The sequence below is a fragment of the Streptomyces uncialis genome, assembly GCF_036250755.1.
GTDB lineage: Bacteria > Actinomycetota > Actinomycetes > Streptomycetales > Streptomycetaceae > Streptomyces > Streptomyces uncialis.
In genome coordinates this window covers 1,436,066-1,451,721 of the sequence record NZ_CP109583.1, presented here as the reverse complement: position 1 = coordinate 1,451,721, position 15,656 = coordinate 1,436,066, and the positions used below count along the sequence as shown (strand labels likewise).

Annotated in this window: 12 protein-coding genes; 3 read left to right on the top strand and 9 right to left on the bottom strand. The window is 73.2% G+C overall.

What is annotated here, in order from left to right; genetic code table 11:
- Positions 1 to 25: 25 nt before the first annotated feature.
- From OG711_RS05685 to OG711_RS05650, 8 genes are all read right to left on the bottom strand, one after another.
- Positions 26 to 496: a hemerythrin domain-containing protein gene (locus OG711_RS05685; RefSeq protein WP_329558606.1), complete on the bottom strand. Its 471-nt coding sequence runs from the start codon at positions 494 to 496 to the stop codon at positions 26 to 28.
- Between the two features lie 307 nt (positions 497 to 803).
- The gene (locus tag OG711_RS05680) at positions 804 to 1,652 is read right to left on the bottom strand and encodes a hypothetical protein (RefSeq protein WP_329558605.1); all 849 of its coding nucleotides are present in this window, start codon (positions 1,650 to 1,652) and stop codon (positions 804 to 806) included.
- Entirely contained in the window at positions 1,649 to 2,062 is a 414-nt protein-coding gene (locus OG711_RS05675; RefSeq protein ID WP_266506000.1) for a hypothetical protein, read from the bottom strand. Before OG711_RS05675 ends, OG711_RS05680 begins: the two co-directional genes overlap by 4 nt.
- A 16-nt stretch (positions 2,063 to 2,078) precedes the next feature.
- Positions 2,079 to 2,861, bottom strand: a complete 783-nt coding sequence (locus tag OG711_RS05670) for a class I SAM-dependent DNA methyltransferase (protein WP_329558604.1) — start codon at positions 2,859 to 2,861, stop codon at positions 2,079 to 2,081.
- Positions 2,862 to 2,914: 53 nt separating this feature from the next.
- Complete coding sequence (locus OG711_RS05665) at positions 2,915 to 4,405, bottom strand: YcaO-like family protein (RefSeq protein ID WP_329558603.1); 1,491 nt, start codon at positions 4,403 to 4,405, stop codon at positions 2,915 to 2,917.
- Positions 4,402 to 5,436, bottom strand: a complete 1,035-nt coding sequence (locus OG711_RS05660; RefSeq protein ID WP_329558602.1) for an aKG-HExxH-type peptide beta-hydroxylase — start codon at positions 5,434 to 5,436, stop codon at positions 4,402 to 4,404. The genes OG711_RS05665 and OG711_RS05660 overlap by 4 nt, the downstream gene beginning before the upstream one ends.
- Before the next feature lie 100 nt (positions 5,437 to 5,536).
- Positions 5,537 to 5,689: a hypothetical protein gene (locus tag OG711_RS05655; RefSeq protein ID WP_329558601.1), complete on the bottom strand. Its 153-nt coding sequence runs from the start codon at positions 5,687 to 5,689 to the stop codon at positions 5,537 to 5,539.
- A 660-nt stretch (positions 5,690 to 6,349) separates the two neighbouring features.
- A complete protein-coding gene (locus tag OG711_RS05650) occupies positions 6,350 to 7,558 on the bottom strand; it encodes a PucR family transcriptional regulator (RefSeq protein WP_329558600.1) in 1,209 nt (402 codons plus the stop codon).
- A gap of 195 nt (positions 7,559 to 7,753) precedes the next feature.
- Between OG711_RS05650 and OG711_RS05645 the strand changes: the two genes are divergently transcribed.
- From OG711_RS05645 to OG711_RS05635, 3 genes are read left to right on the top strand one after another with little or no spacing between them, the layout of a single operon-like run.
- Positions 7,754 to 9,310 carry a GMC family oxidoreductase gene (locus OG711_RS05645; protein ID WP_329558599.1) on the top strand — a complete coding sequence of 519 codons (1,557 nt, stop codon included), beginning with the start codon at positions 7,754 to 7,756 and terminating at the stop codon, positions 9,308 to 9,310.
- Positions 9,307 to 11,019 (top strand): aldehyde dehydrogenase family protein, encoded by a 1,713-nt coding sequence (locus tag OG711_RS05640; RefSeq protein WP_329558598.1) that lies wholly within the window; start codon positions 9,307 to 9,309, stop codon positions 11,017 to 11,019. Before OG711_RS05645 ends, OG711_RS05640 begins: the two co-directional genes overlap by 4 nt.
- 34 nt (positions 11,020 to 11,053) lie before the next feature.
- Positions 11,054 to 12,610 (top strand): long-chain-fatty-acid--CoA ligase, encoded by a 1,557-nt coding sequence (locus OG711_RS05635; RefSeq protein WP_329558597.1) that lies wholly within the window; start codon positions 11,054 to 11,056, stop codon positions 12,608 to 12,610.
- Between the two features lie 135 nt (positions 12,611 to 12,745).
- Here the strand turns inward: OG711_RS05635 and OG711_RS05630 are convergent, their stop codons facing one another.
- The gene (locus OG711_RS05630) at positions 12,746 to 15,517 is read right to left on the bottom strand and encodes a DUF7507 domain-containing protein (protein ID WP_329558596.1); all 2,772 of its coding nucleotides are present in this window, start codon (positions 15,515 to 15,517) and stop codon (positions 12,746 to 12,748) included.
- Positions 15,518 to 15,656 lie beyond the last annotated feature (139 nt).

Genomic DNA, 15,656 nt, shown 5'->3' with positions numbered 1-15,656 from the left:
TCGCCCCCACCGGTCCGGTCCGGGATCACAGCGGGCCCAGCACATCCCCGGGCGCGGCTGTCAGCTCAAGGGTTTCGAGCACGGTGAGCAACTGCCGTTCCTCGTAACGGAAGTGGTTCTCCATGAGCGCGGAGATGCCTTCGAGGTGCAGATCGAGTTCCTCGGGAGGCGCGGCCCGTTCGACTGCCGCCTGGAGGCCGCCCAGCAGGTGGGCGATCATCGAATGGTCCTGCTCCAGCGAACGCAGTACCGGGCGCAGCTCCGGATGCGCGGCCGCGATGGCCGGGAACAGGGTGCGGTCCTCGCCCTTGTGATGGCTGTCGAGAGCCGCGCAGAAACCACGGCAGTACAACAGCAGTTCACGGGTGGCGGCCTCACCGGTGGTGCCGTCAGTGAGGGACGCGCGGGTCACTTCCAGCGCTCGCCGCAGCCGGTGGTGCACCTGACGGAGTTCTTTGCTCCAGGCCACGAGCCTGGTCGTCTCGCGCTCAGACACGCGAGAACGAAGGGTGCGACGTGTTCAACGCCGGCCTCCTTCGGTCGGACGCCTCCATGCCTGACACGGTCTGCCACCGGCACGCGACGCTGCCCGCAGAATACCCCGACCGCTGCCCCGGCGGCACGGCCGCCGCCCTTCCGCCCACCGGGTGTGCTCCGGGCCCCGCTGACAAGGGACGCCGCGTCCTGTCCCGCGTCCGGCGAACGGCCTCGTGGGCCGGTGGGCCGTGGGAGCCGCATCGCACCCTTTCCCGCCGCTTCGACGGCGACAGCTGTCCCTGGCACTTCCGCCCGACCCGTGGCCGTCAGCCCAAGGGCCCCGGGAGCAGCGGCTGGGACGTGGCGAGGACGCACAGGCCCATCGACGCCGCCGAGAACGGCACGATGCGCAGGGGGCTCAGCAGCAGGAATCCCGAGTGCAGGACGAGGGCCAGGGTGAGGGTGGCGGGCCGGGGGAGCAGGCCGAGGACGGCGAGTCCCAGGAGGACTTCGCCGACGGCCGCGCAGACGGCGACGGCACGGCAGACGGAGCGCGGCGCGGGGTGGACCAGCAGGGTGCTCAGCGCGGCCGTTCGCGGGAAGGGTACGAAGTCATGGCTGCCCGCGGCGGCCTGGGCGGCGTTGTAGGCGAGGTTGTCGATGAGGACGCCGCCGTCCATGAAGTGCCGTGAGCGCAGCTTGCGTACCCCGGCGACCAGGTACAACTGCGCGGCGAAGAACGAAGCGGGCGGACCGGCCGCCGCCGTCCATGTCCGGCCGCCGAGGGCCCAGGCGCCGCCCGCCAGCACGAGACAGCCCGCGAGCAGCGCCAGGCACACGGCGGTGTACCGGTTGAGGCCATGGCGGCGGTCGGCGAGCAGCAGCGCCAGGACGACGGCGGCCCACCCGCCCAGGACCATGGCCGTGCCGCGCCCCGGGGCGAGCCCCGCGACGAGGCAGAGACCGGCCAGGACCGCGCCCGCCACGACGATGAGGTACGAGAGGCGGCGGCGGGCGGCGAGCCCGGCGGCGGAGGTCCAACCGCGGCCGGGACGGTAGACCCGGCCGTCGGGATGGTGCCGGGTGACGGCGCGGGCGTCGGCCAGGACGACGGCGGCGTGCCAGACCACGGCGAGGGCGAGCAGCAGCGCGGCGGTGAGTACGGGGATGCTCACGGGGCCGGGCGCAAGGCGTCGGCCAGCAGGCGCAGTTCGGCTCCGGCGGGCAGACGGGTCAGCCGCAGCCGGTGCTCCGCAGGTTCGTACCGCACCTCCCAGCCGCCGTCGGAGCCGATGATCAGTCCTCTCAACGGCAGTTCGAAGTCACCGTCGGCGAGGAGGGCGCGCAGTTCCGGGACGGTGAGGAAGTGGCCGCCCGGCGCGATCCGCAGCCGGTGCACCGGCAGGACGGTGACGCTGCCGTCGTCCGACCACAGGAAGCCCTTGGACGAGCCGGAGTACATGGCCCAGGAGAACGGGCGGTTCGGGGAGATCCGTGCTCCCCAGAAGACGAAAGCGGCGAGCAGTACCACGCCGGCGGCGGTCAGCACGGGGGCGGCCCAGGCGGGCACGGTCCAGTCAGGCACGGTCGGGGGCGCCCGGTCAGCGCGCGGGCCGGTAGACCGACACGTGGTACGGGCAGCCGTCCCGGAAGGGCGCCCCGCCCCAACTCCCGTACCGCTCGCGCAGTTCCAGCCCGGCCGCCCTCGCCATCAGGTCCAGTTCACCGGCGCCCGCGTAGCGGAAGGCGACATGGATGTGCACATTGCCGCTTCCGTCGGCGGGTGTGATCGCGTAGTGCGAGTGGTAGCGCTGCGCGGCACTGTCGAACCGGCGGTAGAGCACGACCAGGTCCTCGCCCGTCTCGGGCACCACATGGCCGCGCGACCATTCCGCGCCGATCAGCACCTCGGGGACGATCGCGTCCAGCACGAACGCGCCGTCGTCGCCGATCAGCGCCGCCGCATGGCGGAAGCACCGCGACTGGTCCTCCTGGGTGGGGAGTTCGAAGAACGTCCCCCCGGCGAGGAAGGCCACGTCGACCGTGCGTCCGTCCGACGGCAGCCGGGTGAAGTCACCGATGGTCACCGGGATGTGCTCGCCGCCGGGCCGCGCCGCCAGCCGGGCCGCCATCTCCGGTGAGGCGTCGACGCCCTCCACGCGGACACCGCGCCGCGCCAGCGGCAGCGCGATCCGGCCGGTGCCCACGCCCAGTTCCAGCGCGGTACCGGACCCGGCGAGCCGCGCCAGGAGGCCGACGGTGTCGTTCGTCAGGCCCTTCCTGCCGAACCAGGTGTCGTAGCGGTCGGCGAATCGCCGCGCGTACGAGGCGGCCCCGGCGGGTTCCGCCGGGCCGGGGGCCTGAAGGGACACGGGCGCGGACATGGGGATCTCCAGTCTCCAGGGAGGTCGGACGGGAACGAGCGTGCGGACCGCGGTCAGCCGAGGGGGTGCGGAGGATGCCGCCGGGCGTTCCCGGCGGGGAGGGCGAGGGCCGCCCGGTCCGGTTCGTCGACGGGCATCCGGCGGGCGCCGGGGGCGATCACCCGCACCACCACCGCCCGGCCGCCGTCGGCCGCGGAGACGGAGGTGTCGACCTCGACGACGTCCTCGCCGGTCCGCTCGGCGAGCAGACGCGGGGCGGCCTCGGCGGGGCCGGGTGCTGTCACCCCGGGGTCCCGGACAGGATCGTGCCCCGCAGCCCCAGGGTTCCCGGAGGAACCACGTGCCGTCACCCGGAGGTCCCCGGCGAGACCACGTGTCGTCACCCGGGGGTCTTCGGCGGAGTCCGGCTCCGTCATCCAGGGGTCCTCGGACGAATCGTGCGCCGTAGCCCAGGGGTCGGCGGCGGAAGCGCGTGCTGTCGACCGGGGTTCCCCGACGGGACCACGCGCCGTCGTCGTCCAGGGCTCCCAGGTGGCGCCGCGCAGCAGTGCGGTGAGACTGTCCTGGCGGTGGAAGGTGTGCAGGGCGTGCTCCAGCGGTCCGCTCGGCTGCCGGTCCGGCGCTTGCTCCCGCATCCGGGCCCACACGGTACGGGCGCTCGCGGTTCCCATGCTCCAGCGGACCATCAGCGCCTCACGTACGGCGGACACCGCGGCCGGGCCGAGCGCCCCGGAGGTGGCACGCGCCCCGAAACTCTGCTGGGTGCCGTCACCTATGTGCACACAGGCCACCACGCACGAGATACCCCCGGGACCGGGCAGTACCAGGCACCGCTCCCGCAGCCCCAGCACGACGAGCACCCGCCGAAGCTCCTCGTCGAGCGGCGCGGGGCCTCGCGGCGACCGCCGGGGCGCGTCGGCGTACCAGGCGTGCCAGAGCAGGTCCCGTTCGAGTATCTCCAGCACGGCGTGCTCCCGGGCCCGCGCGGCGGTGTCATGCGCGGCGAGCCCGGTGGAACCGGGCCGCAGCGGCGCCGGACATCCGGCGGGCGGGCGATGCGCCAGGTACACCGCACACGCGGGGACGAGCACCTGACCGCCGCCGGTCAGCGAGGTGCCCGTGACCCACGGCATCGCCGCCTCCCGCAGATGCGTGAGCGAGCGCAACTCCGCCCAGGAACAGGGATCCAGCGCGGCCGTACCCCGGCGCCGCAGCGACGCGTACGACGCGACGACGGCCCCCTCACGCGCCCGGTGCCCGGACAGGACGTTGTGCATACGCTCCATCAACTCGCCCCGGGCCCGCCGCGCCACATCCGCGCGATCGGTGCCGGTGGCCGCCCCGATCAGGACCGTACGCCCGCCTGCCGCGTCGTTCGGCGTGAAGGCGCTGCTGCGCGCGGCGGTCCGGCCGAGCACGAACCGCGGCGCGTCGGGGAACGGCGACACCACCTGCACCGGCCAGACCGGGGACGGCCCCGGCTCGGCGGTACGGGCGGACCCGCCGGACCCCGCGGACCGGGGGAGGGGTTCGACCGCGCTCATGGCGCTCCCGTCGCGAAGACCGCTTCGGCCTGGTCCAACAGCTCGCGTCCGGCGTCGGTCAGGGCGCCGGCCCGGCCGCGCAGCGTGGCCGCGCCCCGGCCGCCCTGCTCCAGCAGGACGGCGTGCCGGTCACGTACGGCGGGTCCGTCGGGCAGCCGCCGGTACAGCAGCACACTGCGTGCCAGCACCGCGACCTGCTGGAACAGTCCGGCCAGTGGGCGTGGATCGGCGCGCAGCGGTGTGCTCGCCAACTCCTGCGCGCCGGAGGCCCGGAGGAACGCGGCGGAGGCGGCGGCCGCGTCGCAACGGTTGTGGGTGCCCTCGTGCACCAGCGCCTCCACGAGCCGGAACCGGCCCGCGAGCCCTTCGGTGCCCTGGTCGCCCAGTCGACGACTGTTGACGAAGACAGCGCCGTGCACGGTGAAATCGGTGAACCCGTCGATCCCCCAGCCGCCCAGCAACGCCACCTGACGCAACGTCACCCGAAGTTCCGCGAGCATCTGCGGCCAGGCGGCCTGGAGGATGCGGCACCCCTCCTCGAAGACCTCGTGCTGTTCCGCGCTCCAGTCGGTCACCTCAGCCGTACGCCCGCCCCGGGACCCGTCGGCCGGGGCGGGAGCCTGCCGCAGCGCGCGCCGGACGCTCTGTGCCAGATGGTCCTCGCCGGACGGCGCCAGATCCACGGCCCATCCGGTGCGTTTCTCCACGGACCGGGCACGGGCCTGGCTGCGCCGGGCGCGGAGCACCATCGCCCGCACCCGCTCCTCGGTCTGCTCCAGAGCGCCGGAGGCGGCCCCGCCTCCCGCTCCCGCGGCGGCAGGCGCCCCGGTGCGTGACTGCTCCAGGGCCGGTGTGGCCGTCCGCCGCGCCCGCTGCGTCCGGTGTGCCGTGGCGTGCAGCCCGGGATAGCGCAGATCGGTAGGTGTCCAGGTGCCGGCGGCGCAACCGGCGGCGGTGAGACAGCCTGCCACCAGCTCGTCCAGCCGGTCCTCGTCGCTCCTGGCCGACCCGGCGTCCGGCTCGATCCGCACACACCCTCCTGACAAGCCGTCCCAGTGGTCGATCCGCGTGATCCGCCCCGACCGGCAGGCCGGGCCGACGAGCACGGCCCGGCCGCCGTTCACCCGGTGATCAGTCCGGGACGTCGACCATCAGCGCGAACTCGGGGAGTTCCTCCCCGTCCACCGCCTCGATGTCCAGCTCACGTGCCTCTTCCATTTCCACGGAGTACTCCTTGTCCTCGGAGGAGGTACGGCCCTCACCGCGTGTGGCGAAGGTGCCCACCGACGGTGACAGTCCGGACGGGAGCTGAGCAACGCGCCCGCCGGACAATGCGACCGGCGCCGGCCCAGGCAAGTTCTCGACCGCTCGCGGCAGTCGCCGCCGTCCGCATGTGAACCGGGCACATTTCCCCGGCCTGCCACCCGTCTCATCGGCCACAGGAGTGCCCCGCCCACCCGCCGCCGCCCGGCCCGCGAATCCGGTGGCCCGCGCAGCCCCCGCCCAAACCCAAGTCTTCGGTCATCCGCCCATGGCCGGTACCCGTCCGGCTCCGGCCCACCCGGCGCGGGGCCGCTCCTGCTGTGCCGACGCTTTCGCGGCCGGTAGCGGAGAGGGCTCACGTCGAACGGCAGGGCCCGACCGGTGAGGCGGGCCGCCGCGCGCGGCAGTTGGTTGCCCGGTCAAGGACCCCCGGGAACCGGGGAGGGCCCGACGGGAACCGGCCGTCCCCGACCCCCGGGAACCGCCCGTCCCCGACCCCCGGGAACCGCCCGTCCCCGACCCCCGGGAACCGCCCGTCCCCGACCCCCGGAAACCGCCCGCACCGGGTCCCGCACCCGCGCCGACCGGACCCGCTTCCCGCACCCGCGCCGACCCGCGCCGACCGGCCCCCCACCGGACCGCGCACCCGCCTCCCGCGAGCATCCGGTCGTCACGTCCCCGTCAGGCCCTCCCCGCCGCCCGGGGCCCGGTGCCGCCCGCCAGCCGTACCGCCCGCAGCGCGATGTACAGCTCGGCGGAGGAGTCCGCGTCCGTGGTGCGGCGGCCGGTCAGGGCGGCGATCTGGTTCAGCCGGTAGAGCACGGTGTTGCGGTGGCAGTGCAGCCGCTCGGCGGCGCGTGTGGTCGAACCGCCGGCCGTGAACCAGGTCTCCAGGGTGTCCAGCAGCAGGGTCTGCTCCGGCTCCGGCAGATCACGCAGCCGCCCGAACACCGTACGGGTCACCTCCGCCGCGATGTCCGGTGAGGCCGCCGCCAGCAGGGCGATCGGTGAGCTGCCGTAGACATGGGCGCCATCGGTGCCGGGCGGCAGGCACTGGGCCGCCATCTGGGCCTCCCGCCAGGCGCTGGGCGCCTGCGCCGGGGACGCGAAGGGGCGGCTGACCCCGACCCGGGACACGGCCGACCGGGCCAGCTGCTCGGCGGCCGTCGTCGCCGCGTGCTCGTTCGGCAGGGCGAGCAGCCCGACCCGGCTGCCGATCTGCTGGATCCACTCCGAGCCGATCCCGGCGGACCGCAGCCGGGCGTCCACGGCGGGCAGCGGTTCGGTGCCGTCGTTGACCTCCGCGCACACCACCAGGAAGGGGCCCTGCCGGTCCAGCCCCAGCACCCGTACGGTCTCCCAGGCTCCCGCGCCGTTCCCGGCGCTGCCGTCGAGGAGGGTGGTGAGCATGACGCTGCGGGCAGCCGCGTCCCGGCGCGACTGCTCCTCCACGGACGCCCGGTACGCCTCGGCCGCCGCGCCGGAGCACTCGTCGATCACCACCCAGATACCGGACGCCATGTGCAGCAACTCGGTGGTGCTGTCCTCGGCCACGGCCATCACCAGCAGCCGGTCCCAGATGAACCGCCCGGCCAGCCGGAAGGCGTGCAGCAGGGCGGCCAGCGGAATGCCCCGCTCGGCCTTCAGCCGGCCCGCCGCGCGGGGCGCGTCCAGCGAGGTCGGCCGCCCCTGGAGCGCGGTGAGCAGCGTCCGCAGATTGTCGTGCACGGCGTCCCGCAACTGCTCATGGCTGAGCAGGGTGCTCTCCACGTACTGATGCTCACCGCTGAGGATCTCCGCGGTCAGCTCGTCCGTCAGCGGGTCCACCGACGCGAGCAGCCGGCCGACCAGCTCCGTGATGTGCGCGTCGGCGCCCAGCGCTGTCGTCATGGGACGAGGGTAGACCCTCGGCGATTGTGCGCGGGCACAAAGACCGGCCGGTTACTCCCGCCCACCGCCTATGGCGGTGCACCGGTATCACGGCAAACATTCCGGTCATCGACGTTCCCCTCGATCCCTCCATGTGGCGCCCGCACAGTCGCCCGGAGGTCAGGGGACGGATCAGAGCCGGCCGAAGGAGATCGGATGAACACCTACGACTACGTCGTCGTCGGGGCAGGATCAGCGGGCTGTGTCCTGGCCGCCCGGCTGTCCGAGGACCCCGGGACACGGGTGGCGCTGATCGAGGCGGGCGGTCCGGACACGGCCCAGGACATCCATGTGCCCGCGGCCTTCAGCAGGCTGTTCAAGAGCGACCTCGACTGGGACCTCGACTCCGAGCCCGAACCGGGCATCGGCGGGCGCCGCGCCTATCTGCCGCGCGGCAAGGTGCTCGGCGGATGCAGCTCGATCAACGCGATGATCTACATCAGGGGCAACCGCGCGGACTACGACGGCTGGGCGGCGGCCGGTGCCGAGGGCTGGTCCTACGACGATGTCCTGCCCTACTTCCGCCGCTCCGAGGACAACACGCGCGGCGCGGACGCCTTCCACGGCACGGGCGGTCCGCTGACCGTCTCCGACAGCCGGTCGAACCATCCCCTGGTCACCTCGTTCGTCGAGGCGGCGGTCAAGGCGGGACACCCCCGCAACGACGACTTCAACGGCGGCAGCCAGCTCGGCGTCGGCCCCTATCAGCTCACCCAGCGCGACGGCCTGCGGTGCAGCACCTCCGTCGCCTTCCTCCACCCGGCCCTGGAACGGCCGAACCTCACGGTGGTGACCGGGGCCCGCGCGGACCGGGTGGTGATCGAGAACGGCCGGGCCACCGGGGTGGAGGTGACCCGGGACAGCGGGACCGAGGTGATCACCGCCGGACGCGAGGTGATCCTGTCGGCCGGGGCGTACGGGTCCCCGAAACTGCTGATGCTGTCCGGGATCGGACCCGCCGCCGCGCTCACCGCCCTCGGTATCGAGGTGGTGGCCGATCTGCCGGTGGGCGAAGGACTCCAGGACCACTACATGACGATGCTGAACTTCCGCACCGACACGGAGTCCCTGATGACGGCGGCGAGCCCGGACAACGCCGCCCTCCTCCAGGGCGAGGGACGCGGCCCGCTCACCTCGAACGTCGGCGAGGCGGGCGGCTTCTTCCACAGCCGCGACGGCCTCACCGCCCCGGACCTGCAATTCCATATGGCCCCCGTCCTCTTCCACCAGGAAGGACTCGGCGCCGTCACCGAGCACGGCTTCGCCTTCGGGCCCTGCGTCCTCGCACCGACCAGCCGCGGCCGGGTGACCCTGCGCTCCGACCGCCCGGACGCCGCGCCCCGGATCATCCACAACTACCTGACCACCGACGAGGACCGCGCCGCCCTCGTCGCCGGAATCCGGATCGCCCTGGACATCGCGGCCCAGGCCCCGGCCGCCGAGGTCATCACCGGCCCCTACGACGTCCCGGACTCCGACTCGGACGCCGATCTGCTCGCGTGGGCCCAGCGTTCGGGCATGACGCTCTACCACCCGACATCGACCTGCGCCATCGGCCCCGTCGTCGACCCCCGGCTGCGGGTGCACGGAGTGGAGGGGCTGCGGGTCGTCGACGCCTCCGTCTTCCCCTCGGTCCCCAGGGCCAACACCAACGCGCCCACCGTCATGGCCGCCGAGAAGGCCGCCGACCTCATCAAGGGAGCCGCGCGATGACCACCTCCGCACCCGCCGCCGACCGGCTGGCCGAGGCCGACCGCGCCGTCGCCGACCTCGTACGGGGCGAGTCCGCCTGGGCCGCCCTCGGACTCGCCCGCCGCCGCGAACTGCTGGAACGCGTCCACACCGCGGCCGGTGAGCACGCGGCGGCCTGGGTACGCGCCGCCGCCGCGTACAAACGGCTCCCCCACGACAGCCCGCTGACCGGCGAGGAGTGGATCACCGGCCCGTACCCCGTACTGACCGGCACCGGGGCGCTGGCCGCGAGCATCCGGGCACTGGAGGCCGGACGGAGCCCCGTCGACGCGTTCACCACCCGGCCGGCCCCCGGCGGACGGGTCGCCGTACGGGTCCTGCCGCACAGTGTCTACGACCGGCTGCTGCTCAGCGGGTTCAGCGCCGATGTCTGGATGCCCCCGGGCGTCACCACCGACGAGATCCGCGACCGGGCCGGACTCGCCCTGCGCAGGCCGAAGGAGACCGGCGGCGTCGGTGTCGTCCTCGGCGCCGGGAACATCACCTCCATCCCGGTCCTGGACGTGCTGTACGAGCTCTACGCCCACAACCGGGTCGTCGTCCTCAAGCTCAACCCGGTCACCGACGGACTGCTCACCGTCTTCCGCGCGGTACTGGCCCCGCTGATCGACGCCGGCGCGGTCCGGATCCTGACCGGCGGGGCCGACATCGGCACCCATCTCGTCCACCACCCGGACGTCGGCCATGTCCATATGACCGGCAGCGCCGTCACCCATGACGCGATCGTCTTCGGCACGGGCACCGCGGGCGCCGACCGCAAACGCGCCGGCACCCCGCTGCTCGACAAGCCCGTCACCAGCGAACTGGGCGGCGTCTCACCCACCCTCGTGCTCCCGGGGAACTGGTCCGACGCCGATCTCCGCTTCCAGGCGGAACACGTCGCCACCCAACGGCTCCACAACGGCGGCTACAACTGCGTCGCGAGCCAGGTCGTCGTCCTCAGTTCCGGGTGGGCGCAGAAGGACCGCTTCCTGGCCCATCTGCGGGCCGCCCTCGCCAACGCCCCGGCCCGCCCGGCCTACTACCCGGGCAGCGACGACCGGGTCGCCCAGGCACTCACCGAGTACGCCGGAGCACGCCGGATCGGTGACCGCGTCCTGATCGAGGACCTCGACGCCCGGGACCCGGGACCGGCGCTGACCACCGAGTACTTCGCCCCGGTGCTGGGCGTCCTCGAACTGCCCGGCGACCCGGCCACCTTCCTGGACGACGCGGTCACCACCGCGAACGAGCGGTTCGCCGGAACCCTCGGCGTCAATCTCATCGCCCACCCCCGTACCCTCGCCGCCCTCGGCCCCGCGCTGGACGAGGCGATCGCCCGGCTGCGCTACGGGACGGTCGCCGTGAACGCCTGGACCGGCGTCGGCTATCTGACCGCCACCGCGAGCTGGGGCGCCTTCCCCGGGCACACGGTCGACGATGTGCAGAGCGGGATCGGCGTGGTCCACAACGCCCTGCTGCTCGACGGTCCGGAACGCACGGTGGTACGCGGGCCGTTCCGCCCCGCCCCCCGCTCGCTCCTGCACGGCGAACCGTCACTGTCCCCGAAGCCGCCGTGGTTCGTCACCAACCGGACCGCCGCGACCACCGGACGGCTGCTCAGCGGCTTCGCCGCCGCGCCCCGCTGGTCGGCCCTGCCGGGGATCTTCGCCTCCGCGCTGCGCGGCTGATCCCCGCCCGTACCCCGCCGATCTGGAGGAACCCATGCTCAACCTGGCCGTTCTGCTGGAGGACACCGCCCGGGAGCACCCGGACCGGGACGCGCTCGTCCTCGACGGGACCCGGCTGACGTACGCGGAGGTCGACGCGGCAGCCGGCCGGGTCGCCGCGGGGCTCGCCGCCCGTGGCGTCGGCTCCGGCGACCGGGTCGCCCTGAGCTGCCCCAATCTGCCGTCCTTCCCCGTCGTCTACTTCGGCATCCTGAAGACCGGGGCGACGGTGGTGCCGCTGAACGTGCTGCTCAACGCCCGTGAGATCACCTACCATCTGCGGGACTCGGGGGCGAAGGCGTACTTCTGCTTCGAGGGCACCGGGCAGCTGCCCATGGGCGAGGCGGGCCGGGCGGCGTTCGAGGCGGTGCCCGGCTGCGAACACCTCATCGTGATCACCGCCGATCCGCGGGGCACCGCCGCCCCCGGGGAGCCGCCGACCCTGGCGGACCTCACCGCGGGCACCCCCGACGGGTTCGACACCGTGCCCACCCGGGAGACGGACACGGCGGTCGTGCTCTACACCAGCGGTACGACCGGCAGCCCCAAGGGCGCGGAGCTGACCCACAGCAACATGGTGCAGAACGCCCTGCTGGCCAATCGGCTGTTCGGCTCCACCCCGGACGACGTGCACCTGGTCGCGCTCCCGCTCTTCCACTCCTTCGGCCAGACCGTGCAGCTCAACGCGGGCTTCGCGAGCGGCGCGACGGTCGTGCTGCTGCCCCGCTTCGAACCGGGGGCGGCGCTGGCCGCGATGGAACGCGAGCGGGTCACCTTCTTCGCGGGGGTCCCCACGATGTACTGGGCGCTGCTGACCCATGAGGCGGCCGACCGCTTCGATCTGGAAGCCATCGCCGGGAATCTGCGGATCAGCGTCTCCGGCGGGTCCGCCCTGCCGGTCGAGGTGCTGAGGGCGTTCGAGGAACGTTTCGGGATACCGGTCCTGGAGGGGTACGGGCTCTCCGAGACCAGTCCGGTCGCCACGTTCAACCGCAGGGACCGGCCGCGCAAGCCCGGTTCGGTCGGACATCCGGTGTGGGGGGTGGAGGTACGGATCGTGCGGGACGACGGATCGCAGGCCGCGCCGGACGAGCCGGGGGAGATCCGGGTCCGCGGCCACAATGTGATGAAGGGCTATCTCGACCGGCCGGAGGCGACCGCGGAGGCGATCGACCCGCGGGGCTGGTTCCGTACCGGTGACATCGGCCGCCGCGACACCGACGGCTTCGTCTTCATCGTCGACCGCACCACGGACCTCATCATCCGCGGCGGCTTCAATGTCTACCCCCGTGAACTGGAGGAGATCCTGCTCACCCATCCGGAGGTGAGTCTGGTGGCCGTGGCCGGGGTGCCGCACCCCAGCCACGGCGAGGAGGTCAAGGCGTATGTCATCCGCGCACCGGGAGCCACCGTCACCGAGGAGGAACTGGTCCGGTGGTGCAAGGGGAACATGGCCGCGTACAAGTACCCCCGGATCATCGAGTTCCGTGACTCCCTCCCCATGACCGCGACCGGGAAGATCCTCAAACGGGAGCTGTCGGCACCGCGCTGAACGCGGCGGTGTCCTCGCAGGACCGTCCGGACGCCGGAACGGGTGCGCACCCAGGAGGTGCGCACCCGTTCCGGCGGTTCCTACCGGCGGTCCGCGCCGGTCAGGTCATTGCCTTGTCCGTCCTGCTTCCTTGGTTCAGCCGAGCATGCTCGGGGTGTCGATCGGCCGTGCGTCCACGGGCCGCTCCTGGCGGACACCGGGCCGGGTCTGCCTCTGGGGGCCCGGCCGGGCCGTCTTGTCCTTGTCCTTGGTGATGACGGTGCCGTGGGTGGTGCAGCGGGTGTCCGGGTGGTTCGTGGGGCAGTTGCTGCCGGGGGTCGGGGAGGTCACGGTGTTGTCGAGCCGCAGGTCCCCGAAGGTCCGCCGGTCCGTGGTGACCGAGAACTCGATCGTCGCGCTCCCGCCGGCCGCGAGGGTGCCTTCCCAGGACAGGACGGGCTCGCCGTAGTCGACCCGGCCGCTGGTGGCGGTGGCGTCGTCGTTGTACGCGGCGTCGTCCAGAAGGCGGGAGAGATCGTCGGTGAAGGCGGCGGTGGTGGGGGAGGAGCCGGTGTTGCGGACCGTGATCGTGTAGGACACGGTGGCGCCCGCGCGCACCGAGGCGGGGCCGTTCTGCTTCTTCACGATCTCCACCGAGGGGATGGTCGTGACGAGGGTGCTGGTGTTGTTCTCCGGGTCCGGGTCGGGGTCCCGGCCGGTGACGGTGGCCGTGTTCGTGACGGCCGTGCCGCCGGGGGAGAGGATTCCCGACACCTGGAGGGTGACGCTGTCGCCGTCGGCCAGTTCCGTGCCGGTGCAGGTCAGGGTGGCCGACTCGATCTCGCAACCGGGGCTGAGGGTCCGCGTACCGGTCAGCGCGGCGGGCAGGGGGTCGGTGACGGTCCAGCCGGTGGAGTCGGCGGGTCCGTTGTTCGTCACGGTCAGGGTGTAGGTCAGCCGCTCGCCGGGCCGGGCGGTCGCGGGGCCCGTCTTGTCGACGGCGAGATCGGCGCGGAATGCCCGGTAGGGGACGGTGACGGTCGCGCTGACCGCCCGCGCGGGCCCCCCTTGCACATCGGAGCCGGTCGCCGTCGCCTTGTTGACGACCTGTCCGGCCTCCACATCGGCGGCGGTGGTGACGTACGAGGCGACGCACCGCACGCTCGCCCCGGGCGCGAGCACGGTCGGCGGGCAGATGACGGCCGGGGTACCGGGTCCGTCGTCGGTGACGGTGACGGCGCCGAGCTGGGCGCGGCCGGTGTTGGTCACGCGGTAGACATAGCGCAGGGTCTGCCCCGCCGCGCTGAAGACCGGTTCGACGGCCGCCTTGGTGACGGCCAGCGACCGCAGGGGGACGACGACGGCATTGCTGGTGGCGCTGAGCGGTGTCCCGGCCCCGGTGGTGCCGGTGACGGTCGCCCGGTTGACGATGGTGCCCGCCGTGGCATCGGCGGCGGTCGCCGTGTACAGCGCGGTGCAGGTCACGGAGGCGCCCGGGGCCAGCGTGCCCGACGGGCAGGTGACGACGGGGGTGCCCGGCCCGTTGTCGGTGACCGCGACACCGGTCAGGGGTTCGTCGGCGTTGTTCGTGACCCGGTAGCTGTAGTGGAGCTGCTGTCCGGTGCTGAACGACGCCTCGGCCGCCCTCTTCACGAGCGACGGACCGGCGGGCGCGGTGACGGTCAGGGTCGCGGTCGCGGGTGGGTCGAGGCCGACGAGGGCCAGGTCCGCCGGGGTGTTCGGATAGGTGCCCGCGTCCGCGGCGGTGACGTCCACCATGAAGACGCACGACGCGGTGCCGGTGGTCAGGCCCCCGTTGGCCAGGGACACCGAGGACGATCCCGGGGTCGCGGTGACCGTGCCGTTCCCGCAGGTGGTGGAGGCGTTGGGGGAGGAGGCGACCACGACCCCGGCGGGCAGCGCGTCGGTGAGCGAGAAGCCGGTCTTCGCCGCGAGTTCGCTGGTGTTGGTGACCGTGAACGTCAGCTGTGAGACGGCGTTCTGGGAGATCGTCGGAGGGTTGAACTCCTTGTCGAGCTGCGGCGTCACATCCAGGATGCCGACGTTGTCGAACGCGTGGTCGTTGCCGCCCCCGCCGCCGTTCGCGTTGACCATCCTGATCCCCACGGACGTACCCGTGAACAGCACGGAACCGTTGCTGGGGAAGGAACCCGCCTCCACCTCCTTCCTCCCGGGGTATGTCTGGGCGCGGGGGTCGGTGCAGGGGTCGATCGGGCTGGTGAACGTGGGAATCTCCGGGCCGGAGCCGGTGAGATAGAACTCCAGTCGCGGCCCCGAGGCGAAGCAGTTGATGGCGGCGACGTCCACGGAGAACGTGATGAACCGGTTCTCGCTGACGAGCGGGATCGGCTCGACCGTGGCGAACTCCGTCAGATCCGCCCCCGGGTCCCCCGCGGTCCACGCGGACACGGCGTGGTTGACGGTCGGGTCGGCGGCGCCCCCCACCTGGCCCAGCACACCGGCCATGTCCCGCAGATCGAGCATGGCCGCCGAGCTGGCGCTCGCGCAGTCCGGCTGGTCCTCCCCGGACTGGCTGAGGATGATCCCGTTGCACTGCGCCGGGTCCAGCCAGTTCGGGTCGGCGGTGTAGGTGGCGTTCACGGGTGGCGCCCCGGTGTACTCGTCGAGCAGGACCGGGATCGGGCCCGTCCCGTTCTCGAAGTTCTCCCGGTAGACCTCGACCGGGCTCTGCGGCACCCCGGGTGTGCCGGGCGCCGCCCGCGCCACCGGTGCCGCAGCCGGTGCCGCCACGGCCCGCGTAGCCGCTCCGGCGGCGGTCGGCGCCGAGGCCGAGGCCGGTGACGGGGACGAACCCGCAGTCAGCGCCGAAGCCGACGCCGACACCGAGAGAACCATCGCCGCGCAGACGACCGCACCGAGCCGTCGTCCGTGGGAAGTACCACGCATCTCGCTGTGCACCCCGTTCCTGGGTCCGGACCCGGAGGAGAATTAGCACACTTCCTCCGGGTTCGGGAGGTGTGCCGACCAGGTACGGGGAGAGTCCACCTGCGTGGGCCTGACCCCGTCCCGGCCGTTCGGTACCGCG